Raw genomic sequence first — 24,232 nt, 5'->3', positions numbered from 1 at the left:
CGCGGCGACCCGATGTCGCAGCGGGGGCCCTCGGAGCGCCCCGGGCGACGCGGCGGGGCAAGGGGCGGCAGGGGTTGAAAATCCTGCAGCCGCCCGACATCATAAGCGCCGCGGCGGTCCATTGCGCCATGCTTCCGGCTGAGCCGAGATTTTCAGAAACGTTCCTGCAGGACTTCATTTCATGCGCTACCGGCCCGATGTGGATGGCCTCCGCTCGCTCGCGATCCTTCCGATCCTGCTCTTCCACGCGGGTGTGACGCTCTTCTCGGGCGGATATATCGGGGTCGACATCTTCTTCGTGATCTCGGGCTTCCTGATCACGACGATCATTCGCGACGATCTCGCCGCGGGTCGTTTCTCGATCGTGACCTTCTACGAGCGGCGCGCCCGGCGCATCCTGCCCGCGCTCTTCTTCACGCTGGCGCTGACGACGCTGGCCGCGGTGATCCTGTTCCTGCCGGCCCAGCTCATCGATTACGCGAAATCCCTGTTCGGGACCGCGACGTTCACCGCAAACTTCTACTTCTGGAAGAATTCGGGCTATTTCGAGGCGAGCGCCCATCTGCGCCCTCTCCTGCACACCTGGTCGCTGGCGGTCGAGGAGCAGTTCTATCTGGTGGTGCCGGTGGCGATCTGGGCCGTCTGGCGCTTCGTGCGCCGGGCCGAGATGGCGGTGCTTCTGATCGCGCTGGTCGCCTCCTTCGCGCTGTCGGTCTACATGACCGAGCGGGGGCCGACCGCCAACTTCTTCCTGCTGCCCACCCGCGCGTGGGAGCTGCTGCTGGGCTCGCTGGTGGCGATCCTGCCCGCCCGCGTGGCACTGCGGGGCGTGGCGAACGAGGCGGCGGCGCTCGCGGGCCTCGGGCTCACGCTGGTACCGGTGGTGCTCTATACCGATTCGACCCCCTTCCCCGGCGTGGCCGCCCTGCCGCCCTGCCTCGGGACCGCGCTCATGATCTGGACCGGGCGGGCCTCGCCCACGCTCGTTGCGCGCTTCCTGTCGCTGCGGCCTCTGGTGGGGATCGGCAGGATCTCCTACTCGCTCTATCTCGTCCACTGGCCGATCTGCGTCTTCCTGCTCTACACCACGCTGCAGAAGCCCGGCCCCGCGCAGGTGGTGCTGATCGTGGCGCTGAGCTTCGCGCTCGCGCTCGTCTCCTACCGCTGGGTCGAGCAGCCGTTCCGCAACCGCGCCACCCTGTCCGGGCGGCCGGCGCTCTTCGGCGCCTCGCTCGCGGGCCTCGCAGCCTTCGCGTTCGCGGGCGTGGCGCTGGTTCAGAGCGGCGGCCTGCCCGCGCGGCATCCGGGCTGGATCGTCACGGCGCAGGCCGAGACTACCGAGGAGACGCGCAACTCGTGGCACAACGGCACCTGCTTTTTCGAGACGGACTGGCAGTTCGGCAACTGGGATGCCGAGGCCTGCGAGATCGTGAAGAACGAGGGCAAGCGCGTGCTTCTGTGGGGCGATTCCTATGCCGCCCATTACGCCCCCGGGCTGGAGGCGGAGGCCAAGGCCATCCCACACCGGATCTGGCAATATACCCAGGCGGGCTGTCCGCCGGTCCTGTCCTACTATTCCTTCGCCCGGCCGAGCTGTCAGGCGTTCAACGGCCATGCGATGGAGCTGATCGACCAGCTCGACATCGACACGGTGGTGCTTTCGGCGCGCTGGGTCGACCTGCGCTCGCGCGGGATCGGCACGCTCGCCGACACGGTGCGGGCGCTCGAGGACCGCGGCCTCGAGGTGCATGTCATCGGCCAGTCGCCGCTCTTCGTGATCGACGTGCCGATCATCTCCTACGCCAAGTCGGCCGGCGCGGACGAGGCGAGCTGGACGGTGGCGCTGGAGCCGCACCTGAACGAGGCGCTGGAAGCGGCGAGCCCGGGGGCGAGCTTCGTCGATCCGGTGGCCGCGCTCTGTGGCGAGGGGCCCTGTCCCTACCGGAGCGAGGGGAAGCTCCTGTTCTACGACGCGGGCCATTTCACCGACTTCGGCAGCCGCAGGGCCGTGGCCACCTATTTCCCTCTGGTCTCCGCGCGGCCGGTCATCGCGAAGTCGCTGTCGAACCGAGGCCTGCAAAGGAAAGGCCAGAGGCGATCGCGCCTCTGGCCATTGACTGGATAGCCGAGACGGGCGTCAGGCCGGGAAAAGCTCGCTTCCCGGCTGGGCCGAATGCGCCAGAAGCCCCATGACATAGGCCGCGACCGAGCGGAAGGCCACGAGGCGGAAGCCGCCCTCCTCGGCCCAGAAGGCCGCCGCGACCTGCGCCAAACGGGTGCGGCGCAGCTCGCCCGGCTCCAGCGCCGCCAGATCCGTCGGAGAGAGCTTCATCAGCACCTCCGCCGCCCGCTCGCCCTCGATGGCAAAGAGGCAGCGCGCGTCGGAGACATCCGTCACCAGCGCGTGCGCGGATCCGAGCGCCTTGGAGAGCGCCGCGACCCGCGCCGTCACCTCCGCATAGGGCAGAAGGATCAGAAGCTCGTCGGGCGACATCCAGCCCACGCGCACCTCACCCGCCGAGACGATGCGCCGCCGCTCGGGCAGGTCCGCCTTCAGCACCTTCTGCAGCGCCTTGGCCAGCACCGGCAGATCGTGCTTCGCCCGCAGCGTGATCATTCCCATGGGCCCCAGCTCGCGCACGGTCGCGAAGCCCTCGAAGCTGGCGTTCCCCAGCGCGCTGACCGCCTCAGACATCCTGCTTCTCTCCCGCCTTGTCGTAGAACACCGGATCGACGATCCGCGCCTGCACCACGCCACCCCAGATCTTCGGGAACTCGATCACCTCGCCCATCCGGTCCGTCCCGCGATGGACGAGGCCCATGGCGATGCCCTTCTTCAGCGTGGGCGACCAGTAGGTCGAGGTCACGCGGCCCTGAGTGTTGCGCTGCCCGTTCCCATTCGAGCCCGCCGCGGGCGCGATGGCGCCGTCGGGCAGGACCGAGCCGTCGAGCGTCTCGAGACCCACGAGCTTCCAGCGGTCGGGGCTCGACAGGAAGGTTCGCTCCATGCCGCGCTTGCCGATGAAATCCGCCTTCTTCTTCGAGATCGCCCAGCCGAGGTTCAGGTCCTGCGGCACCACCGTGCCGTCGGTCTCGTCGCCGATCATGATGAAGCCCTTCTCGGCCCGCATCACATGCAGCGCCTCGGTGCCGTAGGGCATGAGGCCGAATTCGGCGCCCGCCTCGAGGCAGGCCTGCCAGAAGGCCAGCCCCTGCCCCGCGGGCACCGCCACCTCGTAGGAGAGCTCGCCCGAGAAGCTGATGCGGAACACCCGCGCGGGAATGCCCGCGATGGTGCCTTCCGCCCAGTGCATGAAGGGCAGCGCCTCCTTCGAGACATCCATGCCGCCGAGCTTTTCCAGCAGCAGGCGCGCGTTGGGGCCGACGATGGCCACCTGCGCGAACTGCTCGGTGAGATTGGCGGTATAGACCTGCCAGTCCCACCATTCGCACTGGAGCCAGTCCTCCATATGGGCATGGATCCGGTCCGCCCCGCCCGAGGTCGTGTGGCAGAGCCAGCTGTCCTCGGAGAGACGGACCACCACGCCATCGTCCATCAGGAAGCCGTTCTCGTTGCACATGAGGCCGTAGCGGCAGCGCCCGACCGGCAGGCTCGACATGACGTTGGTGTAGAGCATGTCGAGGAAGCGGCCCGCATCGGGCCCCTTCACGAGGATCTTGCCCAGCGTCGAGGCGTCGAGGAGACCGAGCTTCGTGCGCGCGTTGGTGACCTCGCGGGCCACCGCATCGCCATGGCTCTCGCCCGGACGGCTGTAGCAGTAGGGCCGGCGCCAGAGGCCCACCGGCTCCCAGTAGGCGCCATGGGCCTCGTGCCAGTCGTGCATCGGCGTACGGCGCAGCGGCTGGAAGATCTCGCCCCGCGCCTCGCCCACCAGCGCGCCGAGGGTGACGGGCGTGTAGGGCGGGCGGAAGGTGGTGGTGCCCACCGCGGGGATCGGCGCATTGAGCGAGCCTGCGAGCACGGCCAGCCCGTTGATGTTGCTGAGCTTGCCCTGATCGGTGGCCATGCCGAGCGTCGTATAGCGCTTGGTGTGCTCGACCGACTCGTAGCCCTCGCGGGCGGCGAGCTGCACGTCCGACACTTTCACGTCGTTCTGATAGTCGAGCCACATCTTCGAGCGGAGCGCCGGCGGGGCGCCCTGCGGCATGATCCAGACCGGCTCGGTCGGCGCCTCCTCGGGGCTCTGCGCCCGGGGCGCCTCGCCCTCGCCGCCCGCGGCGCGGAGGGCATCGGCCAGCACATCGGCCGAGAGCAGCTCGCCATTGGCCGAGCCCGCAACCGCCACCATCGGCGAGCCGTCATGGGTGATCGGCGGGCGGGCCGGGTCGGGCCGGAAGGCCGCCTGCGCCTCGTCCCAGATCAGCTTGCCGCCGCAGTGGCTCCAGAGATGGACGACCGGCGACCAGCCGCCCGACATGGCGACCGCATCGCAGTCGAAATCGTCGAGCACCGCCCCCTCGCCCGCCTGCGCGCAGACGGTGACGCCGGTCACGCGCTTGCCGCCCTTGACCTTGGCCACCGCGCGATTGGTGAGGACCGGGATGCCGAGGCTGCGCACCTCTTCGGGCAGCGCGCCGTGGGCCTCGGCCCGCGCATCGAGCACGGCCGGCACGGTCAGCCCCGCGCGGTGAACGGCGATGGCGGTGCGGTAGGCGTCGTCGTTGTTCGTGACGATCACCACCCGGTCGCCGGGAGAGACGGCCCAGTTCACCAGATAGTCGCGCACCGCCGAGGCGAGCATGACGCCCGGAATATCGTTGCCGGCGAAGGGCAGCGGACGCTCGATGGCTCCCGTCGCCGTGAGGACCTTGCCCGCGCGGATGCGCCAGAGGCGCTTCTTCGGCCGTCCGTCGCCCGGCGTATGATCGGCCACGCGCTCCTCGGCCAGCACATAGCCGTGGTCGTAGACGCCGGCCGCCATGCAGCGGGTGCGGAGCGTGACATTGGGCGCGGCCTCGAGTGCCGCCACCGTGTCCGCCACCCAGTCCGCCGCCGGGCGCCCGTCGATCAGCACGTCATCGACAGGGGCGCGTCCGCCCCAGTGCGGCGTCTGCTCGAGGAGCATCACCTTCCGGCCCGAGGCCGAGGCGCTGACCGCTGCCTGAAGCCCCGCGATGCCTCCGCCCACCACAAGGAGGTCGCAGAAGGCATAGGCCTGCTCGTAGCGGTCCGCATCGGGTTCTTCCGGCGGCCGTCCGAGGCCCGCCGAGCGGCGGATGACCGGCTCGAACAGGTGTTTCCACGCGGCGCGCGGCTGCAGGAAGGTCTTGTAGTAGAAGCCTGCGGGCAGGAAGCGCGACGCTGCCGCATTGACCGCGCCCACGTCGAATTCGAGGCTCGGCCAGTGGTTCTGGCTGGCCGCCGTCAGCCCCGCGAAAAGCTCGGTCGTGGTGGTGCGCTGGTTCGGCTCCGACCGGCCGCCGGTGCCGAGCTGGACCAGCGCGTTCGGCTCTTCGGCGCCCGCCGCCACGATGCCGCGCGGACGGTGATACTTGAAGCTGCGCCCGACCAGCATCTGGTCGTTGGCGAGAAGCGCCGCGGCCAGCGTGTCGCCCGCGAAGCCGCGCATCCGCTTGCCGTTGAAGGTGAAGTCGATGGCGCGGCTGCGGTCGATCAGCCGTCCGCCCCGTGCGAGACGCGTGCTCATTTGTAGCCCTCCCATTCCGGACGCCGTGCCTTGATCTTGGCCACGATGTCGGGGGGCGGCTCGGAGGTCTGCGCCGGGTAGGTGCCGAACACCTCGAGCGTCGCGGTGCAGCGCGCGGCGAGGAACCACTTGCCGCAGCCATAGCTGTGGCGCCACCGCTCGAAATGGACCCCCTTGGGGTTCTTCCGGGCGAACATGTAGGATTCGAAATCCTCGTCCGAGGATCCGGGTCCGAAGCGCTTCAGATGCGCCTCATGACCCGGACTGAGTTCGGTTTCCTCGGCCTTCACGCCGCAGTAGGGACATTCGAGGATCAGCATGCGCTTGCGCTCCGGTCTGGCCGGGCGCAGGCGCCCGGGTCATTCGATGGGATAGACGACGCTGGGGCGGTTGCCGGCGTCCGAGGAGCCGCCGAAGTTGCCCGTGGAGAAGATGCCGGCGAGGGCCAGGGCCAGAAGGGCGCCCGAGGCGAAGCCGCCGAGGCGGTAGCGATATTTCCAGACAGTCTCGAAATCGCGCTGGCGCCGGGCCGCGACTTCCTCACGCGAGGGCATGCGCTTCCAGATCCAGGTCGCAGGATCGATCTTGAGTTCCTCGTCGTTGAGGAGCTCGCGCGATTTCTGCACCAGGCGGGAGTCGTTCCAGCGCTTTTCCCAGCCGTGTTTCCTGAGGTCGTCCCGAACCCGGGCCTTGATTTGCTCGAAGGACGGGATGTCGTCGATGAATGAGAACATGTCGGCGTCTCCAGAGAGTTGTGCACAGGAGATACCGCATGGAGCACAGGCGTCAAAGCGACACGGTAACGCGGCTGCATCAGTGCGCGACCCCCGCCGCGACCGATTCGTCGATGAAACGGCCCTCGCGGAAACGGTCCATGCCGAAATCCGCGGCAAGCGCGCCCGGTTCGCCCTTGGCCACCAGCTCCGCCATTGCCCAGCCGGAGCCGGGGATGGCCTTGAAGCCCCCCGTGCCCCAGCCGCAGTTGATGAAGCAGTTCCCCAGCGGCGTCTTCGAGAGGATCGGCGAGCGGTCGCCGGTCATGTCCACGATCCCGCCCCACTGCCGCAGCATCTTGAGGCGCGAGATGATCGGGAAGGTCTCCACCAGCGCGCGCAGCGTCTCCTCGATATGATGGAAGCTGCCGCGCTGGGTGAAGTTGTTGAAACTGTCGGTGCCGCCGCCGATCACCAGCTCGCCCTTGTCGGACTGGCTCATGTAGCCGTGCACCGTGTTGGCCATCACCACCACGTCGATGCAGGGTTTGACCGGCTCGGAGACCAGCGCCTGCAGCGCCACCGCCTCGACCGGCAGCCGGAAGCCCGCCATCTCGGCCACCTGCCCCGAATGTCCCGCCACCACGATGGCGAGCTTCTTCGTGCCGATGAAGCCCTTCGTCGTCTCGACCCCGGTGACGACGCCGCCTTCGGAGCGGACGCCCTTCACCTCGCACTGCTGGATGATGTCCATGCCCATCGCCGAACAGGCCCGCGCATAGCCCCAGGCCACCGCATCGTGGCGCGCCGTGCCGCCCCGCTTCTGGAGGAGCGCCCCCAGCACCGGATAGCGCGGCCCGTGGATGTTCATGATCGGGACCAGACGCTTGACCTGCTCGGGGCCGATCCATTCGGTCTCGACGCCCTGCAGAAGGTTGGCATGCACCGTGCGCATGTAGCCGCGCACCTCGTGATGGGTCTGCGCCAGCATGAGGAGCCCGCGCGGGCTGAACATCACGTTGTAGTTCAGATCCTGGCTCAGGGTCTCGTAGAGACTGCGCGCCTTCTCGTAGATGGCGGCCGACGGATCCTGCAGGTAGTTCGAGCGGATGATCGTCGTGTTCCGCCCGGTATTGCCGCCGCCGAGCCAGCCCTTCTCGATCACCGCAACATTGGTGATCCCGAAATTCTTCCCGAGGTAATAGGCCGTGGCGAGGCCGTGGCCGCCGGCGCCGATCACGATCACGTCATAGGACGCCTTGGGTTCGGGCGAGGCCCAGGCGCGCTCCCACCCCGTATGATGGCGCAGCGCCTCGCGGGCGATGGCGAAGACCGAATAGCGTTTCATGTGCCGACTCCCCGTCTCGGGCCTATAGAGCCTTCTGGAACGGGGACGAGTTATAGCCCCGCGTGCAAGCGGCACAATCCGCACAAATGCGACATCACCGAGTTGCGACATCCGCCTGCGTCCCGATGACGGGATATTGACCCTTTTGTGCGTCAGCCAGACCCCTTACATGGAGGCCGTCAGCACGGGGGACTGCATGGAAATGACGCTGTTCTGGATCCTCGCCGGCGTGATCGCGCTCGGCGTCGGCGTGATCCTCGTGCAGGCGCTGCTGCGCGGAGGGCGGGAGGCGGCTCCGGCCGCGGCCTACGACATGCAGGTCTATCGCGACCAGTTGCGCGAGATCGAGCGCGATGTCGCCCGCGGCACGATGCGCCCCGAGGAAGCCGACCGGCTGAAGGCCGAGGTTTCGCGCCGTCTGCTCGAGGCCGACCGCGCGCTGAAGGCGGCCGGCTCGGATGCGCGGGCCCCCGGCTCGGCCCGGATCGCGGCCGCGGGCGCGATGCTGGTCCTGCTCGGCGGGTCATTCGCGACCTACCTCGATCTCGGCGCGCCGGGTTATCAGGACATGCCGATGTCGGCCCGGCTGGCGCAGGCCGAAACGGCCTATCGCGACCGTCCGAGCCAGGCCGACGCCGAGGCGCGGATGGCCGGAGCGCCCCGCCCCGCCGCCCCCGCACCGGACGCCCAGTTTCTCGAGCTGATGGAGAAGCTGCGCGCCGCCGTCGCGAACAACCCCGACGACATCCGGGGGCAGGAGCTTCTCGCGCGCAACGAGGCCGCGCTCGGCAATTATGCGGCCGCGGCGCACGCGCAGGCGAAGGTGATCGATCTGTCGCAGCCGAAGGTCACGGCCGAGGATCAGGCAGCCCTCGGCGAACTCATGATCCTCGCCGCCGGCGGCATCGTCTCGCCCGAGGCCGAGGCCCGTCTGACCGAGGCGCTGCGCCTCGATCCGCAGAACGGCACCGCGCGCTATTATTCGGGGATGCTCCTCGCCCAGACCGGGCGGCCGGACATGGCCTTCCGCCTCTGGCGCTCGCTTCTCGAAAGCTCGCGCCCGAACGACCCCTGGGTCGCGCCGCTCCGGGCACAGATCGAGCAGCTGGCCTGGCTCGCCGGCGTGAAATACGAGCTGCCGCCGGCGGCGGCCCCCGAAGGCGACGTGCCGGCCGGCCCCTCCGAAGAGGCCGTGCGCGCGGCCGAGGCGATGACGCCCGAGGCCCGGCAGGAAATGATCCGCGGCATGGTCGAGGGCCTGAACCAGCGGCTCGCGACCGAAGGCGGCACCGCCGAGGAATGGGCGCGCCTGATCGGCGCCCTGGGCGTGCTGGGCGAGACCGACCGCGCCCGCGCCATCTACGGCGAGGCTCTGGACCGGTTCGACGGGCGCGACACCGAACTGGCCGCGATCCGCGCGGCGGGCGCGCAGGCGGGGGTGGCCGAGTGATCCACGACCGTATCGAGGATTTCCTCGCCAGCCTGCCGCGCACCGGCGCGCTCGCGGGTCTCGATCTCGGCACCAAGACCGTGGGCGTGGCGGTGTCGGACGGGCTCAGGCGGATCGCGACCCCGCTCCTGACCGTGCGGCGCACGAAGTTCACCGAGGATGCGGCCAAGCTCAAGGCCATCGCCGCCGAGCGCCGGCTGGTGGGGATCGTGCTCGGTCTGCCGCGCAACATGGACGGCAGCGAGGGGCCGCGCGCGCAATCGACCCGGGCCTTCGCGCGCAATCTGGTGCAGGTGCTGCCGCTGCCGGTGGGCTTCTGGGACGAGCGTCTGTCGACCGTGGCGGCCGAACGGGCGCTCCTCGAGGCGGATACGTCACGAAAGCGTCGCGCCGAGGTGATCGATCACGTCGCGGCGGGCTATATCCTGCAGGGAGTGCTGGACCGTCTGGACTGGCTCGGCCGCGAGGGGGGCGCATGAAGGACGACATCTGGAGGCGCGACGAGATCGAGAGCCCCTGCGTGAAGCTCTGCATGATCCATCCCGAGGAGCGGATCTGCGTGGGCTGCCATCGGACGCTCGAGGAAATCGCCGGCTGGTCGCGTCTCACGCCCGAGGCACGCCGTGCGGTGATGGCCGAGCTTCCCGCGCGGGCCCCGCGCCTCGCCCGCCGCCGCGGCGGCCACGCGGGCCGCACGTCCGGCTGAGGCCCGCGCAAGCGGCATTCCTCAAGCAGGCTTGCGGCGGCTCCGTCCAGAGCCGGGAGGAACGGGCCGCGGGGCACCGGTCCTCCCGGCTGGCCTTGCCCTGCGAAGATCGGCGGAGGACCGCTCCTGCCACTGCTCCGACGGGCGGAGCGGTCTTCCGCGGCAGCGCCGCCTGCGGGGGTTCGATGCCCCCGCGGGCGGCACCCCCGCTCCGGTCCCGTTGCCTCGGATCAGGCCGTGGCGGCAGCCGCCACATCCTCGGGCGTGCCGATGGCCCGGGTCGCCGCGCCCTTGGCGATCCGCTTGATCATGCCCGACAGCGCCTTGCCGGCACCGATTTCCCAGAACTCGTCCACGCCCGCATTTTCCATCCACATCACGCTCTCGCGCCAGCGGACGGCCCCCGTCACCTGTGCCACGAGGAGCGCACGGATCCGGTCCGGCTCCGACACCGCCTCGGCGCGCACGTTCACGACGACCGGGCAGACCGGCGCCTCGATCACCACCGCGGCGAGAGCTTCGGACATGACGCTCGCGGCATGCTGCATCAGTGCGCAATGGAAGGGGGCGCTCACCGGCAGCAGGATGGCCCGCTTGGCGCCGCGGCCCTTGGCGATCTCCACTGCCCTCTCGACGGCCGCCTTGTGGCCCGAGACCACCACCTGCGCCGGATCGTTGTCGTTGGCGGCCTGGCACACTTCGCCCTGCGCCGCCTCGTGCGCGACCTCGACCGCGGTGTCGTAATCGAGCCCGAGGAGCGCGGCCATCGCGCCCACGCCCACCGGCACCGCCTCCTGCATGGCCTGCCCGCGGATGCGCAGAAGCCGCGCCGTATCCGAGAGCTTCAGCGACTTCGCCGCGCACAGGGCGGAATATTCGCCGAGCGAGTGACCCGCCACGAAGGAGGCGGTGGCGATGCCCAGGCCTTCGACCTCGAGCGCCGCGAGGGCCGCCATCGAGGTCGCCATCAGCGCGGGCTGCGCGTTCTGCGTCAGCGTGAGCTCCTCGATGGATCCGTCCCAGATCAGCGCCGAGAGTTTCTCGCCGAGCGCCTCGTCCACCTCGTCGAATACCGCCCGCGCCGCAGGATAGGCTTCGGCGAGCGCGCGGCCCATGCCGATGGTCTGAGCGCCCTGCCCGGGGAACACGAATGCGCGGCTCATGGTCGGATCTCCTTCTCTTCCTTGGCAAAGGCACATACCCCGGCGCCGGGGGCCGTGCAATCGCAGGGTCCGGGCTGCGCGCTTCCGCCCCGCTTTCCGCGATGCGGGAGCAGCCGACCGCGCCCGGGCTGCCGCAGAAGGCCACTGCCCTCCGGGCCCGCAGGCACCGTGAGGCCAAGGCGGGGATGGGCAGGCAATGGCCGTGAACTGTGCGGATATGATGATCCTCTCAGGCCTCTCCGGTGCCTTCGAGATCGTTCATCACCAGCTGTCGCGCGCGGCTGACCCGGCTCTTCACCGTGCCGATGGCACAGTCGCAGATCCGGGCGGCCTCTTCATAGCTCTCGCCCAGCATGACGACGAGGATGAGGATCTCGCGGTAATGCGGCGGCAGCCGGTCGATGGCGGCCATCAGCTCGCGCCCCCGCACCGTCCATTCCTGCGAGGGCTGCACCGACATCTCGCCCGAGACGCAGTCGGCCGCCCCCGTCCGCTCGCGGGCCGAGACCCGGATGCGGGTGTAGAAGGTGTTGCGCAGGATGGTGAAGAGCCAGGCGCGGAGCCGCGTGCCCGGCTGGAACTTGTCGACATTGGCGATGGCCTTGAGAAGCGTCTCCTGCACGAGATCGTCTGCGTCGGACTGGTTGCGGCTGAGCGAGCGCGCATAGGCCCGCAGGGCCGGAATGAGATCGACCACATCCGGTATGATCGATCGCGGTGGGGTCTGATCCGTCACGGGCGGCTCTCCCTGGCTCTTCACGCCTTCGTTTTCCGAAATCAACGCCGCCTGACCGGGCGGGTTCCGCTTGGAGATTGCACTCCCGGCCGGCTCGTCGCAGAAAGGGCGACAAGGGGCAGGTGACATGATGATAAACGACCAGGATCACGACGGTGCGCCCGCCGCACGGGACGAACTCTGCGAACTGAGCGAGGAACTGCTGCGGGCCCTCGAGGCCGAGCCTGTGCCCGAGCCGATCCAGATCCTCGCACGGCGCCTGGCGATGGCCCTCAGGATGCAGGCATGCGCAGAGCCCGTCCTGCTTCCCGGTTCGGATGTCCGTGAGGAGCAGGACATCTGAATGCAGCCGCCACCGGCAGCGGGCCGCGCCCGTCAGCTGCGGCCTGACTGAGCCTGCTTCGCGGCGATACGCTTCAGGAGCGTGGCAAACCGGTCGTCGATCGGTTCATCGGCGGCCGATATGGCATAGGTTCGTCGAAGATTGTCCTCGACATGTCGGTTGACCAGGTCGTCGCCCTGGCCATCTTGCATGAAATGAAACATGGCCTCAGGTTCTTGTCTTGTGACTGTCGCATCACAAGCATCCTGGCCGCCATTGGTTCCCGCCTCGGCTGCGGCTGTGGCATTCCTGCCAGGGTCGGCTGACAAGGGCACAATCGGGGCTCTGAGGCGGTCCTCCGGCTGATGGCGATCCGTCTCGCCTGCGGCCGGAGACATGGACGGTCTCCGGGCGCCCCCCGGAACCCGTGCCACGCCCTGAAATCCGCTGTCGCGACTGTCCATTGCTTCTGCCCGAGCTGCCCCACATCGCAGGGGGAACACGCTCTCGGTTCCCGAGGTTCCTCCACCGCCGCATTATTTTCTTAGCAAATGATCGGGCAGCCACACCGGCGTGGCTGAACGGCGGTGGGTCCTGTCGCGGGCAGGGTCCGCGAGGCCCGGTCGCGGAGACCACTGGCGCTGCTCTGACATGCGTTGCGGGCCGGTTCATGGCGACCCACCTGCGCGCCCTGCCAAGGCCGTGACCCGGTCTATCCCCTGCCGAGCGCCCGCGGTCTCAGGAACTGTCCCCGCTCCGTCACGTTCCCCATGAGCCGTCAGGAGCCGCCGATGCCCGCCAACCCGCGACAGGATCTCGACCGCTACCGCGCCAAGCGCGACTTCGCGCGCACGCCCGAGCCGCAGGGCCGTTCCGAGGCGCCGCGCCCCGAGGCGGAGAGCCTGTCCTTCGTCGTGCAGAAACATGCAGCCTCCCGTCTGCACTGGGATTTCCGGCTGGAGTGGAACGGTGTCCTGCTGAGCTGGGCCGTGACGCGCGGCCCCTCGCCCGATCCGTCCGCCCGCAGGCTTGCGGTGCGAACCGAGGATCATCCGCTGGATTATGCCGAGTTCGAGGGCACGATCCCCAAGGGCGAATATGGCGGCGGCACGGTCATGCTCTGGGACCGGGGCACTTGGGAACCGCAGGGCGACTTTGCGGAGGGGCTGCGCACCGGTCAGCTCAAGATCCGCCTCGCGGGCGAGCGGATGCGCGGCCGCTGGACGCTGGTGCGCATGAAACCCAGGCCGCGCGAGAAGGCCGAGAACTGGCTCCTCATCAAGGAGCACGACACGCATGAAAGCGAGCAGACCGAGGAGCTGGTCGAGCGGCACATGACCTCGGTCGCAACGGGGCGGACCATGGAGCAGATCGCCGCCGGCAAGGCGCCACCGCGGCGCACGCGCCAGGCTGCCCTGCCCGCCTTCCGGCCGCTCCAGCTCGCGCGCCTCGTTTCGGCGGCGCCCGAGGGCGAGGACTGGATCCACGAGACCAAGTTCGACGGCTACCGCTGCCTCGCGGCCCTCGCCGGAGGTCGGGCCCGCCTCTACACCCGCTCCGGCCTCGACTGGACGGCCAAGTTCGGCGCCCTCGTCGAGGATGTCGAGGCGCTTGAGGCCCAGGAGGCGCTGATCGACGGCGAGGTGATCGCGCCGGGCCGGGAGGGCGGCTCGTTCTCCGAGCTGCAGGCACGGCTGAAATCGGGGGGCCAGCTCCTCTTCATGACCTTCGACCTGCTGCTCCTCGACGGCGAGGACCTGACCGGACAGCCGCTTCTCGCGCGGAAGGAGCGGCTCAAGACGCTGATCGGCAAGGGGCGCGGCGCGGTGCGCTTCTCGGGCCACATCCGCGGCCACGGCCCCGAGGTGCACGAGCGCATATGCGCAGCGGGCCTTGAAGGGATCGTCTCGAAGCGGGCCTCCGCGCCCTATGCGGGCAGCCGGAACGGCGACTGGCTGAAGGTGAAATGCGCGCACCGGCAGGAATTCGTGATCTGCGGCTGGAACGCCTCGGACAAGCCGGGCCGTCCCTTCGCCTCGCTGGTGATGGGCAGCTACGAAAAGAGCCGTCTGGTCTACCGCGGCAGTGTCGGCAGCGGCTTCGGCGCCCCCCTGTTCCGCGAGTTGAAGCCGCTTCTGGCCGAACGGGCGCAAAGCGCCTGCCCCTTCGACCGCACGCCGGCCGAGGCCAAGGGGGCGCACTGGCTGAAGCCCGAGCTGGTGGCCGAGGTGAGCTTCACCGAACTGACGGCGGAGGGGCACATCCGGCACGGGGTCTTCGCCGGCCTGCGGAGCGACAAGGACGCGCGGGAGGTGCGGCTCGAGGAGCCCGCGCCCGAAACGCCCGCGCCCCGGAAGTCGGGCGTGCGGAAGAAGGGGACGAAGACGGCCCGGCCAGACGCCCCCTCACCCGACGAGCCCGCCCCCGAGCCTGCCCGGAAACCCCGGACGGCGCGCGGGGAGAAGAAGGAGACGACGATGGCCCGACCCGACGACCTGCGCGTCGCAGGCATCCGCATCAGCCACCCCGACCGGCGGATCTACGACCGGCCCGCCGTCACGAAGCGCGAGGTGGCGGAGCATGCCGAGGCACTGGCGCCGCGGATGCTGCGCTTCCTGAAGGATCGTCCCGTCTCGCTCCTGCGTTGCCCGGAAGGGGCGGCGGCGGAGTGCTTCTTCCAGAAGCACCGCACCCGCGGCATGCCCGTCGCGATGAAGACGGTGCCCGTCGAGACGAAATCGGGGCCCGAGGATTTCATCACCCTGCCCGATGTCGCGGCTCTGGTCGGGGCCACGCAGATGGGGACACTCGAATTCCACATCTGGGGCTCGCGCAACCGCAGCCTTCAGCGACCGGACCGGCTGGTGTTCGATCTCGACCCCGACGAGGGTCTCGACTTCGCCCATGTGCGGACCGCGGCGGCCGAGCTGCGCGGTCTGCTCACGGACCTCGGCCTGCCCTCGGTGCCGATGCTCTCCGGCGGCAAGGGGGTGCATGTGATCGTGCCGCTGAAGCCCAAGGCCGAATGGGAGAGCGTGAAGCTCTTCTCGCGGGCGCTCGCCACCCATCTGGCTCAGGAGGCGCCCGACCGCTACACGGCCACGATGGCCAAGGCCGGGCGCAAGGGCCGGATCTTCATCGACTGGCTGCGGAACGACCGCGGCTCGACGGCGATCGCTCCCTACAGCCTGCGCGCCCGCCCGGGCGCGCCGGTGGCGACGCCGGTCGACTGGGACGAACTCGCCTCGGCCCGGTCGGGCGGCGACTGGACGATCCGCTCCATCCGCGACCGGCTCGACCGGCCCTGCCCGCTGGCCGAGGCCTCCGCCCGGCCCGCGACACTGGGTCGGACCGTGATCGGGCGGCTCGAGCGACTTGTGGCAGGAGGGAAACCATGACGGAACTGACTTCGGACACGATCGAGGGGCGGCTGATCGCGCAGCGCAAGGTGCTGGCGCGCCTGGTGGCGCTGGCAGGCAGCGACGCGCTGCGCGACTGGCTCGACGAGCGCAGCACCATGCAGGACCATCAGGAGGACCCCGGCGCCGTGCCCGCACCGGGCATCGGCATCGAAGTGGCGCTTGCCGAGGAGATCCGCTGCATCCGCGACGAGGCCGACCGCCTGCGCGACGGGATTGCGCCGGGCTGATCCGGGCCACGGCGTCCGGATCCGCCTCCGCGGCCCCCCGGGCTTGACCCGCCTGCGGCGGGGAGGATGTCAGGCGCGATCCGCCTGAAGGGCCGCGAGCCGTGCGGCACGAGCGCCAGAGCACTTTCCCCCGCCGACAGCGGCACCCGGTGGATCGCGCATCCCGCCAGGCCCTCGGGCCTTTGGCTCACGATGCGTCGCCGGTCCGGTCCAACAGGGTGCGCCCGGCTGGATCGCCGACGGGCATCAGATCGAAGGCCAGCACGTCCGGCTCTTCGGTGAGCGCCCGGGCGAGCCGGTCGAGCGTGGCCTCCTGCCGGACATGGACGGCAGTGCTGAGCCGCATCCGCTCGGAAGGCCGGCTCAGGCTGCGGCTGATGGCGCCGATCTCCACCCCGTTGCTGTTCAGGAGCGCCGTCAGCCGCTCGGCGTCGAAGCTGGACCCGAGCCGCAGCGTCACGCGCAGCCGGATCTCCGTACGCACCGGAAGCCGCGCATGGATGAGCCGCACCGCCACGAGGAGGATGAGCGTGACAACGGTTCCGGCAAGGGCCAGCCAATACATGCCGATCCCATAGACGATCCCCAGGGCAGAGGTGATCCAGAGCGAGGCCGCCGTGGTCAGCCCATGGACCGACGCCCCCTCCCGGAAGATCACGCCCGCGCCGAGAAAGCCGATGCCCGTCAGGATCCCATGCGCCATGCGCGCGGGGTCGGCGACGATCTGCGTGTCGGGAAGAAGGACGACCGTCCACTGCCCCTGCCGGGCCGCCGCGAGGGTCAGAATCGTCGCTGCGAAACAGACGAGCGCATGGGTCCGCAGGCCCGCAGGCTTGCCGCGGATCTCGCGGTCGAGCCCGATCAGGAACCCCGTCACGAGGCTGCTGATCATGGGCAGGGCGATGTCTTGCCTGAGAAAGTCCTGAAGCAATTCCGCCATGTCATTCCATGCATCAAGCGTGAGCGTCTGACCGGAAACTCCGCCGCCGCCTCTCGGGCAAACGTACCGCGGACCCGAACCGTTCCCCCGCGGGCGCGCTTCAGTCCCGCAGGCAGGGATGCGATTTGCGAGGAGTACGAACGACGGCAGTCCGCGCGACCGAGGCAGCCTCGGCGCGCCCGCGCATCAGGCTCCGGAGAAGGGAGACTCCTGCTGAATCCCGGCCGCGCAAAAGCGCCGAAAGCGGGGCCGAGACGGGAACCATGTCGCCTTACGGACCCTTGTGGGCAAAGCGACGGAGATTTTCGCCATGACCCAGACCGCCTCGGGCGCGAAAACCGGACTGCCCCGCATCCTCGTGGCCGAGAACGATCTGATCCTCGCCATGACGATGGTGGACGAGCTGACGGCATCGGGGTTCGAAACGGTCGGCCCGGCGCGGACCGAAGCCGAGGCGCTGCGCCTGATCGCCCATCAGACCGTGGATGCGGCCCTTCTGGATCTGCGGCTCGACGATGGCACCTGTTTCGCGCTCGCCCGCACGCTCGGGACGCGCGGGATCCCCTTCGCCTTCGTGACCGGCGAAAGTGCGGATGCCATCCCGGAGCAGTTCCAGCAGATCGACGTCCTCCAGAAGCCCGTCACGGCGGTGCTTCTTGCAACGCTGCTCGACAAGCTGCTGCAAGGCTGACGTCTTCCGCCCGCGTCGCGCCTACCGCATCAGGCACGCGCCACGCCGGTGGATTTTTTCAGGTGAGGGACAAGGCCAAGGTTCCATCCGCATGCCAAGCAGACGAAATCCTTTTCGGAGCCTCGCAGCGAGCCTCCCTGACTAGGCCGTGGCCTCGGTGCCGGAGGTCTCGCAACAAGCCTCCCGAGCGGCCGTCGGCTTCAACGCCGAAGGCCCCGCGATGGTCGCAGGGCCCGGTCACTCGCTACTCAAACACTGACAATAGAACACTCGTCTCCGGCAGTTTGGCGCCGGTCACTGGCACGGATAGGGCGGTTCCCCTGCCTCAGCGCAGGCCGAGGAAAGAGAGGATCGCAATGACGATGACCACGAGGCCCACGATATAAATGATGCTGTTCACTGGTAGCTCCTTGGTAGGTTGACGAGAGGATCGATTAAACGGGAAGGGTCGGCGGGACGCCGGGACCGCCCGGAAGATCCGGCTCGGTCGGCGGCAGGTCGGGGCTTTCGCCCGGGACGGGCAGCGGGCCGGGCGTTACATCCGGACCCGGGCCCGGGGGAGGCTCGGGCATCTGGCCCGGCGGCGGCCGGGATACTGACGAGGTCATGGGAAGTCCTCTGCGACTTTTTCGGAAAGAGCCGATGCCGGCTCCTGCTCTCTGGCCGTCAATGCAGAGCCTCCGCCGATGGTTCCCTTCAGCCTTCACCGAAGAGTGACCGGATGCGAGCCGCCGCTTGCATGGGAAGAGGCCGCCGCTCCCTCCCCCGTCCCGGCACTCCGGCCGTTCCTCCTTGCAACGCGGGGCGCTGTGGCTGCTCGACATACTCGCACATGCGAGGTTGCAGACCGTGCCTGCGGTTGACGGCAGTCGCTGTCCCGGGCCCGGAGCCGCCCCCGCCGCGCGGCCCGCGAGGGAACATTCGCTTCGACCGTCCGTTTCCCGAGCCGTTTCAACACGCGGAGACCGTGCCGTCTCTCCCGCGCAACTCGGAGGAGGATCAGACATGGCACAATCGAGATTTGACGCCCGGAACCGGAACTGGGACGAGGATGCCGACATGCAGCGCTATGGTGGCGACCGGTCACGGGGCAACCGCGAAGACGACCCGCGCATGCGCGGCGGCCCCGAGGATCGCAATCGCGATCGCTTCGATGCCCGGTATCAGGACCGGGGTCAGGACGAGGCGCGCGGGGCAGAGCGCGACCGCTCTTCCGGCGGCGGAATGGATGCCGCGAGCGGCTACGGCTTCGGCGCCGCCGGGTTCGATCCGCGCGACCGCGACGACCGGCGCGGCGGCAGCGACCGCTCGGATCGCGACTACGGATCGGAGCGCCGGTCGCAGGACGAGCGCTCCTGGGGCTACGGCCCGCAGATCGGCCGGGAATGGGACCGCCGCGGCCAGAGCTATGACGAGCGCCACGGACGGGGCGGCCCCCGCTTCTACGATTCCGCCGGCGAACGCGGCTTCATGGATCGTGCGGCGGACGAGGTCATGTCCTGGATGGGCGACGACGAGGCGGGCCGTCGCCGCGAGGAGGATCACCGCGGCAAGGGTCCGCGCGGTTACCAGCGGTCGGACACGCGCATCCACGACGATGTGAACGACCGGCTCAGCGACGATCCGCGCCTCGACGCCTCCGACATCGACGTCTCGGTGGCGGGCGGCGAAGTCACGCTCAACGGTCACGTTTCGACGAAGTTTGACAAGCGCCGTGCAGAAGATTGCGCGGATACGGTCTCGGGCGTGCGCCATGTGCAGAACAACCTGCGCGTCCGCGAGAGCGGCACGGGCGGCTCAGGAACGGCCCCGCTCGGCGGAAGCTCGTCCGGTCAGTCGGGCAGCGGGCTCTCGGGCTCCGGCGGCACCGACGCCGGTCTCGGCGACCAGAGCGGCAAGCGCGGCACGCAGGCCTGACCCGCTCGGTTCCGGGCGGGGCGGCATGGCCCGGCCCGGAGCCGACAGAGAATGATGGCCCGGAGGGCCGCTTTGCCCGGACGACACCCCGTCGGGCTCACCCCAGACAGAGAGGATGAGACATGATCCTGTTCCGACCCCTGACCCTCGCCGGCGCCGCTGCGCTTCTTGCCAGCGCCGCCACGGCCCAGACCACGACGGCGCAAGGCACGACGATGGGGCGCGACTGGGACGCGCCGATCGTCGACACGTTCTTCAACCCGGGCGGGACCATGACCCTGCGCACCGACGGCGAGGTGCGGTCGAGCTGGGAGTCGCTGTCGGAAGATCAGAAGCAGCAGGTGCGCGACGATTGCGCAGCCTTCGGCACCGAGGGCGCGACCGCCGGTTCGGCCCCGGATGCGGCCGCCGGCTCGGGCGCCGCGACCTCCGGCGGCGAGGGCGGCACCTCTGACACGACACCCACAGGGGCCGAGGGCGGCCTCTCGGATCAGGAGGCAGAGGCCGGCGCGGCCCCGAGCGGCGGCGCGGCTAGCCCCGTCGGCCAGCCCACGGGCGACCGCGCGGCCCAGTCCGGCAGCAGCACCGTCACCGATGCCGATGCGGGCGGCAATGTCGTCGAAAGCGAGACCGGCACCACCGCGGGCCCCGGCACCTCGGATGAACGCGTGACGGTCGCCGACCAGGCCGCCAGCGGAACCCCCGCCGAGCAGGGCACCGGAGGCAGCACCAACCCGGCCGCCGACACCGCCACCACAAGCACCGGCGAAGGCAGCCTCGCCGCATCCAATGACACGGGCACGGCGGCAGGCAGCGAGGCCGGCACCGATGCGACGCCTGGCACGCGGGAATTCGACCAGGCGTCGGTCTCGCTCACCTCCTGGACGCAGATCTGCCAGATGGTCGAGTCCTTCTGATCCTCGCACATTGCGCAGGGCTTGAGCGGCGCGCCTCCGGGCGCGCCGCTTTTTTCATCCTTCGCCGTCTGTGCCGCAGAAAGTTCCCGTCAGAACGACGGCACGCATTGAGAGCCCTCGGCAAGCCGGTAGGAGAAGGACCGTGGGGACGCCGCTGCCGAGCGCTCCGCAACGGGCAAGGGCCCGGTGGTTCCCACGCGATCCCGATACAGGCTGCCGCCTTGCCCCGAAGGCGGCATATCGGCGTCTTTTCGCCGATCTCACGGGCGACTTTCGGCGGGTTTCCGCCCCACCCTCCCTTACCCGGATTCGTCGCTTTGAGAGGGGAAACCAACCTCGCCGGGACCCGTTGGACATGCAGCAGGCCCAAACGGCTCTGTCCAATTAGTCTCCCAAGGCGAAAGGATCGCTACAATGAAAAAAGTTATTGCCCTCTCGGCACTTCTGGCTTCCACCACCGCTTACGCCGCCCTGGCTCAGGATGCGACGACCACCCCTGACGCGACCACTCCGCCCGCGGCGACGACCGAAACCACCCCGCCGGCCACCGGCATGGATGCGACCGGCACCGACACGATGGCTCCGGCTGCGGGCGACACTGCGCCGGCCGCGACCGACGGCGCCACCGGCACGGGCATGACCGGCACGGACACCGGCATGGCTGAAGGCATGCAGATCCCGGAAGGCTACACGGCCTATGCCGGCGAGCCGATGACGGCCGAAGACCTGCAGGACGCCGATGTCTACTCGATGAACGATGAATCCGTGAGCGACATCTCGGACTTCGTTCTGGCCGAGGACGGCAAGGTCGAACAGGTGATCTTCGATGTCGGCGGCTTCCTCGGCATCGGCGCGCGCAACGTCGCCGTGCCCTTCGAGGATCTGAAGATCTACACCAACGAGGACCAGAGCGACGTCCGGGTCTATGTGCCCATGTCGCGCGAGGAACTCGAGGCCCTGCCGGAATATACGGCGGCCGAGTGATCCCTTCCCTAGGGTGACGGATGGCGCGCGGGAAACCGCGCGCCATTTCCTTTTGGGGAAGACGGTGTGGCCGGGAGAGCAGGGCACTCTCTGCAAGGCGCATCTCGTTCTTCTCTCGGATCAGCCGGAAGAAGCTCCGTAGCGGAACCCAGTCGCCCCGAGGCCCGTTGCAGAGGCGACGCCGCCAGATGAGGAGCCCACCTTGACCGCTACCCTGACCGCCATCGTCCTTGCCCTCGCCGGGCTGGGCCTCCTCATCCCGGGCGCCTGGCTGGCCGTTCTGGGCGGGAGCTGGTTCTACCTCGTGGCCGGAGCCCTCATGCTGCTGACGGCATGGCAGGTGTTCCGCCGCTCCTCCTCCGCCGAATGGATCTATGGCGGCCTCATCCTCGGCGCGCTCGTCTGGTCCGTCTGGGAAGTGGGCTTCGACTGGTGGGAACTCATTCCCCGCGGCGGCATCATCGCGCTTCTGGGCATCTGGCTCTACCTGCCCTTCATGCGGCGGCAGCTGCTGACCGAGGACGGCCGCCCCGCGCCCGGCCTGCCCTTGGCCCTGCCCCTTCTGGCGGCCATCGGGGCCGCCATCTGGTCATGGACCGGAGACGAAGCGGGACATGCAGGCTCGCTGCCGACGGAAGTGGTCAGCGCCGAGCCCGATCTCGGCCCCTCCGCGCCTCCCGGCGAGTGGCACCAGTACGGCCGCACGCAGTACGGGCAGCGCTACAGCCCGCTCGAACAGATCAACATCCAGAATGTCGCCGAGCTCGAGCAGGTCTGGCAGTATCAGACCGGCGATGTGAAGCTGCCGCAGGACGTGACCGAGACCACCTATCAGGTCACGCCGCTGAAGGTCGCCGACCGTCTCTACATCTGCACCCCGCACGATCTGGCCATCGCGCTCGATGCGGCGACCGGCAAGGAAGCCTGGCGCTTCGACGCGCGCTCCGGGCTCGAGTCCGACCGGCAGCACCAGACCTGCCGCGGCGTGACCTACTGGCGGGATCCGGCACGCGCCGAGGGAGAGCTCTGCGCCGAGCGGGTCTATCTGCCGACGGCCGATGCGCGGCTGATCGCGCTCGACGCAAAGTCCGGCGCGGTCTGCACCTTCTTCGCCGACGAGGGTACGCTCCATCTCGAGAACGGGATGCCCTACACCCCGGCAGGCTTCTACTATTCCACCTCCCCGCCCGTGGCGGTCGGAGGCCGGATCATCATCGGCGGCGCGGTCAACGACAATTTCTCGGTCTATTCGCAGTCGGGCGTGATCCGGGCCTTCGATGCCAACACCGGGGCGCTCCTGTGGAACTGGGACAGCGCCAACCCCGACAAGACCGCCCCCATCGACTGGATGAACGGCGAGACCTATACCGCAAATTCGCCCAACTCCTGGTCGGTCTTCTCGGTCGATGAGGAACGCGGCCTCGTCTACATCCCGCTCGGCAACCAGGTCCCCGACCAGCTGGGCTTCAACCGCTCGCCCGCCGTCGAGGAACATTCCTCCTCGGTCGTGGCGCTCGACGTGGCGACGGGTCAGAAGGCCTGGGTGTTCCAGACCGTGCACCATGACCTGTGGGACATGGACGTGCCCGCCCAGCCCGTTCTGATCGATCTCGACATCGACGGTCAGACGGTGCCCGCGCTCGTGCAGCCGACGAAGCAGGGCGACATCTATGTGCTCAACCGCGAGACGGGCGAGCCGATCCTGCCCGTCACCGAAGAGCCCGCCCCGCAGGAGGGCGCTCTGCGCGAAGAGACCCCTGCCCCGACGCAGCCCACCTCGGCGCTGAGCTTCAAACCCGAGGCGCTGCGCGAGAAGGACATGTGGGGCGTCACGCTCTACGACCAGCTCGCCTGCCGGATCCAGTATCACCGGTTGAACTACGAGGGCCGCTACACGCCCCCGTCGCTGAACGGCACCATCGTCTATCCGGGCAATTTCGGCACCTTCAACTGGGGCTCCGTCGCCGTCGATCCCGAGCGGCAGGTGATGTTCGGCATGCCCACCTACCTGCCCTTCACGAGCCAGCTGGTTCCGGCCGAGGACATCCCGCCGCCCGGCGCAGATCAGAAGGCCAGCGAACAGGGCCTGAACCGCAACGAGGGCGCGCCCTACGGCGTCATCATGGGGCCCTTCCTCGGGCCGCTCGGCGTGCCCTGCTCGGCGCCGCCGTGGGGCTTCGTCGCGGGGGCGGACCTCCGCACCGGAGAGATCGCCTACATGCACCGCAACGGCACCGTGCGCGACATGACGCCCCTGCCGCTGCCCTTCAAGGTGGGCGTGCCGGGGATCGGCGGGCCGATCGTCACGCGCGGCGGCGTGGCCTTCCTCGGAGCGGCGGTCGACGACTACCTGCGCGCCTACGATGTGACCACGGGCGATCAGCTCTGGCAGGCGCGGCTGCCCGCGGGCGGCCAGTCGACGCCGATGACCTACGAGCAGGACGGCCGGCAGTTCGTGGTGATCGTGGCGGGCGGGCACGGCTCGGTCGGCACGAAACCGGGCGACTATGTGATCGCCTACGCCCTGCCCGACGGCTCGGAGGGTTGATCCCGGAGCTTGGCGGAACCTCGTCTCCATCATGGCGAAGGCCGGCAGAGGATCTGCCGGCCTTTCGCTTGTCGTCCTGCAGCGTCGCCTGCCGTCAGAGGGCCACGACGAGGATCACCACCACGACCATGATCGCGCCGAAGATCAGGATCGGGCGCATGCCGCGGCGCTCCTGATTGCCCGCGAGCTCGCCCACCGTGCGCGGCCGGGCCGCGGCATTGGCCGACCGGTCCGCGGGCCGCGCTTCCATCTCGCGGGCACGGGCAATCTGCTCGGCGCTCGGCGGCGTGCCGGCCGCTTCGTCGTCGGTGCCCAAAGGCGCCGCGGCAGGGTCCATGAACGGCACCTTGTCGGCCGCCCCGCCCCGGTCGATGTCGTGGCGGAGCCGGTCGCTGGTGTAGCCGGCGGGCGGGACGCGGTCCTCTGTCGGACGCTCGGGCGGGGTCTGGGCCATGGGATGCTCCTGCTGATCGGTGGCA

At 69.4% G+C, this 24,232-nt stretch carries 22 protein-coding genes; 12 read left to right on the top strand and 10 right to left on the bottom strand.

Annotation, left to right across the window (positions count from 1 at the left end; all coding sequences use genetic code 11):
• Nucleotides 1–181: 181 nt before the first annotated feature.
• Complete coding sequence (locus tag RSP_RS06525; protein WP_017140190.1) at nt 182–2,125, top strand: acyltransferase family protein; 1,944 nt, start codon at nt 182–184, stop codon at nt 2,123–2,125.
• Between the two features lie 12 nt (nt 2,126–2,137).
• Here the strand turns inward: RSP_RS06525 and RSP_RS06520 are convergent, their stop codons facing one another.
• From RSP_RS06520 to RSP_RS06500, 5 genes are all read right to left on the bottom strand, one after another.
• Nucleotides 2,138–2,695, bottom strand: a complete 558-nt coding sequence (locus tag RSP_RS06520) for a sarcosine oxidase subunit gamma (RefSeq protein WP_011337661.1) — start codon at nt 2,693–2,695, stop codon at nt 2,138–2,140.
• Entirely contained in the window at nt 2,688–5,669 is a 2,982-nt protein-coding gene (locus RSP_RS06515) for a sarcosine oxidase subunit alpha family protein (RefSeq protein ID WP_017140189.1), read from the bottom strand. Before RSP_RS06515 ends, RSP_RS06520 begins: the two co-directional genes overlap by 8 nt.
• Complete coding sequence (locus RSP_RS06510; RefSeq protein WP_002719839.1) at nt 5,666–5,989, bottom strand: sarcosine oxidase subunit delta; 324 nt, start codon at nt 5,987–5,989, stop codon at nt 5,666–5,668. The genes RSP_RS06515 and RSP_RS06510 overlap by 4 nt, the downstream gene beginning before the upstream one ends.
• 39 nt (nt 5,990–6,028) lie before the next feature.
• Complete coding sequence (locus RSP_RS06505; RefSeq protein ID WP_002719838.1) at nt 6,029–6,403, bottom strand: hypothetical protein; 375 nt, start codon at nt 6,401–6,403, stop codon at nt 6,029–6,031.
• Nucleotides 6,404–6,482: 79 nt separating this feature from the next.
• Entirely contained in the window at nt 6,483–7,730 is a 1,248-nt protein-coding gene (locus RSP_RS06500; protein ID WP_002719837.1) for a sarcosine oxidase subunit beta family protein, read from the bottom strand.
• Between the two features lie 196 nt (nt 7,731–7,926).
• Here RSP_RS06500 and ccmI point away from each other — a divergent pair, with 196 nt between their 5' ends.
• The 3 genes from ccmI to RSP_RS06485 are packed head-to-tail and all read left to right on the top strand — an operon-like array spanning nt 7,927 to nt 9,886.
• Nucleotides 7,927–9,180, top strand: coding sequence for a c-type cytochrome biogenesis protein CcmI (gene ccmI, locus RSP_RS06495; RefSeq protein ID WP_011337659.1), 1,254 nt, complete (start codon nt 7,927–7,929; stop codon nt 9,178–9,180).
• The gene (gene ruvX, locus RSP_RS06490) at nt 9,177–9,659 is read left to right on the top strand and encodes a Holliday junction resolvase RuvX (protein ID WP_002719835.1); all 483 of its coding nucleotides are present in this window, start codon (nt 9,177–9,179) and stop codon (nt 9,657–9,659) included. Before ccmI ends, ruvX begins: the two co-directional genes overlap by 4 nt.
• Nucleotides 9,656–9,886 (top strand): DUF1289 domain-containing protein, encoded by a 231-nt coding sequence (locus tag RSP_RS06485; protein WP_011337658.1) that lies wholly within the window; start codon nt 9,656–9,658, stop codon nt 9,884–9,886. Before ruvX ends, RSP_RS06485 begins: the two co-directional genes overlap by 4 nt.
• A 230-nt stretch (nt 9,887–10,116) precedes the next feature.
• Here the strand turns inward: RSP_RS06485 and fabD are convergent, their stop codons facing one another.
• Nucleotides 10,117–11,049: an ACP S-malonyltransferase gene (gene fabD, locus RSP_RS06480; protein WP_011337657.1), complete on the bottom strand. Its 933-nt coding sequence runs from the start codon at nt 11,047–11,049 to the stop codon at nt 10,117–10,119.
• A gap of 229 nt (nt 11,050–11,278) precedes the next feature.
• A complete protein-coding gene (locus tag RSP_RS06475; protein ID WP_009562317.1) occupies nt 11,279–11,785 on the bottom strand; it encodes a sigma-70 family RNA polymerase sigma factor in 507 nt (168 codons plus the stop codon).
• Between the two features lie 127 nt (nt 11,786–11,912).
• Here RSP_RS06475 and RSP_RS06470 point away from each other — a divergent pair, with 127 nt between their 5' ends.
• The gene (locus RSP_RS06470) at nt 11,913–12,128 is read left to right on the top strand and encodes a hypothetical protein (protein WP_011337656.1); all 216 of its coding nucleotides are present in this window, start codon (nt 11,913–11,915) and stop codon (nt 12,126–12,128) included.
• A 32-nt stretch (nt 12,129–12,160) separates the two neighbouring features.
• Here the strand turns inward: RSP_RS06470 and RSP_RS06465 are convergent, their stop codons facing one another.
• Nucleotides 12,161–12,505 carry a hypothetical protein gene (locus tag RSP_RS06465; RefSeq protein ID WP_147175734.1) on the bottom strand — a complete coding sequence of 115 codons (345 nt, stop codon included), beginning with the start codon at nt 12,503–12,505 and terminating at the stop codon, nt 12,161–12,163.
• Nucleotides 12,506–12,898: 393 nt separating this feature from the next.
• Between RSP_RS06465 and ligD the strand changes: the two genes are divergently transcribed.
• Together ligD and RSP_RS06455 are read left to right on the top strand one after the other, a co-directional pair.
• Nucleotides 12,899–15,505 (top strand): DNA ligase D, encoded by a 2,607-nt coding sequence (ligD, locus tag RSP_RS06460; protein WP_011337655.1) that lies wholly within the window; start codon nt 12,899–12,901, stop codon nt 15,503–15,505.
• Complete coding sequence (locus tag RSP_RS06455) at nt 15,502–15,756, top strand: hypothetical protein (protein ID WP_011337654.1); 255 nt, start codon at nt 15,502–15,504, stop codon at nt 15,754–15,756. The genes ligD and RSP_RS06455 overlap by 4 nt, the downstream gene beginning before the upstream one ends.
• A gap of 187 nt (nt 15,757–15,943) precedes the next feature.
• On the opposite strand, the gene RSP_RS06450 is transcribed toward RSP_RS06455, so the two are convergent.
• Complete coding sequence (locus RSP_RS06450; RefSeq protein WP_011337653.1) at nt 15,944–16,696, bottom strand: MgtC/SapB family protein; 753 nt, start codon at nt 16,694–16,696, stop codon at nt 15,944–15,946.
• A gap of 310 nt (nt 16,697–17,006) precedes the next feature.
• Here RSP_RS06450 and RSP_RS06445 point away from each other — a divergent pair, with 310 nt between their 5' ends.
• The 5 genes from RSP_RS06445 to RSP_RS06425 all read left to right on the top strand — a co-directional run bounded on the left by RSP_RS06445 (nt 17,007) and on the right by RSP_RS06425 (nt 23,753).
• On the top strand, nt 17,007–17,387 hold the full coding sequence (locus tag RSP_RS06445) for a response regulator (protein WP_011337652.1): 381 nt from the start codon (nt 17,007–17,009) through the stop codon (nt 17,385–17,387).
• A gap of 1,005 nt (nt 17,388–18,392) precedes the next feature.
• A complete protein-coding gene (locus tag RSP_RS06440) occupies nt 18,393–19,304 on the top strand; it encodes a BON domain-containing protein (protein WP_011337651.1) in 912 nt (303 codons plus the stop codon).
• 122 nt (nt 19,305–19,426) lie between these two features.
• On the top strand, nt 19,427–20,221 hold the full coding sequence (locus RSP_RS06435) for a hypothetical protein (RefSeq protein ID WP_011337650.1): 795 nt from the start codon (nt 19,427–19,429) through the stop codon (nt 20,219–20,221).
• A gap of 414 nt (nt 20,222–20,635) precedes the next feature.
• Nucleotides 20,636–21,205, top strand: coding sequence for a PRC-barrel domain-containing protein (locus RSP_RS06430; protein ID WP_011840950.1), 570 nt, complete (start codon nt 20,636–20,638; stop codon nt 21,203–21,205).
• A 202-nt stretch (nt 21,206–21,407) separates the two neighbouring features.
• On the top strand, nt 21,408–23,753 hold the full coding sequence (locus tag RSP_RS06425; RefSeq protein WP_011337648.1) for a glucose/quinate/shikimate family membrane-bound PQQ-dependent dehydrogenase: 2,346 nt from the start codon (nt 21,408–21,410) through the stop codon (nt 23,751–23,753).
• 94 nt (nt 23,754–23,847) lie between these two features.
• Here the strand turns inward: RSP_RS06425 and RSP_RS06420 are convergent, their stop codons facing one another.
• On the bottom strand, nt 23,848–24,207 hold the full coding sequence (locus RSP_RS06420) for a hypothetical protein (RefSeq protein WP_011337647.1): 360 nt from the start codon (nt 24,205–24,207) through the stop codon (nt 23,848–23,850).
• Nucleotides 24,208–24,232: the final 25 nt, after the last annotated feature.

It is taken from the genome of Cereibacter sphaeroides 2.4.1 (assembly GCF_000012905.2).
GTDB classification, from domain to species: domain Bacteria; phylum Pseudomonadota; class Alphaproteobacteria; order Rhodobacterales; family Rhodobacteraceae; genus Cereibacter_A; species Cereibacter_A sphaeroides.
Note: the sequence above shows the minus strand (reverse complement) of the source record. Positions and strands in the feature narration are given on the sequence as shown.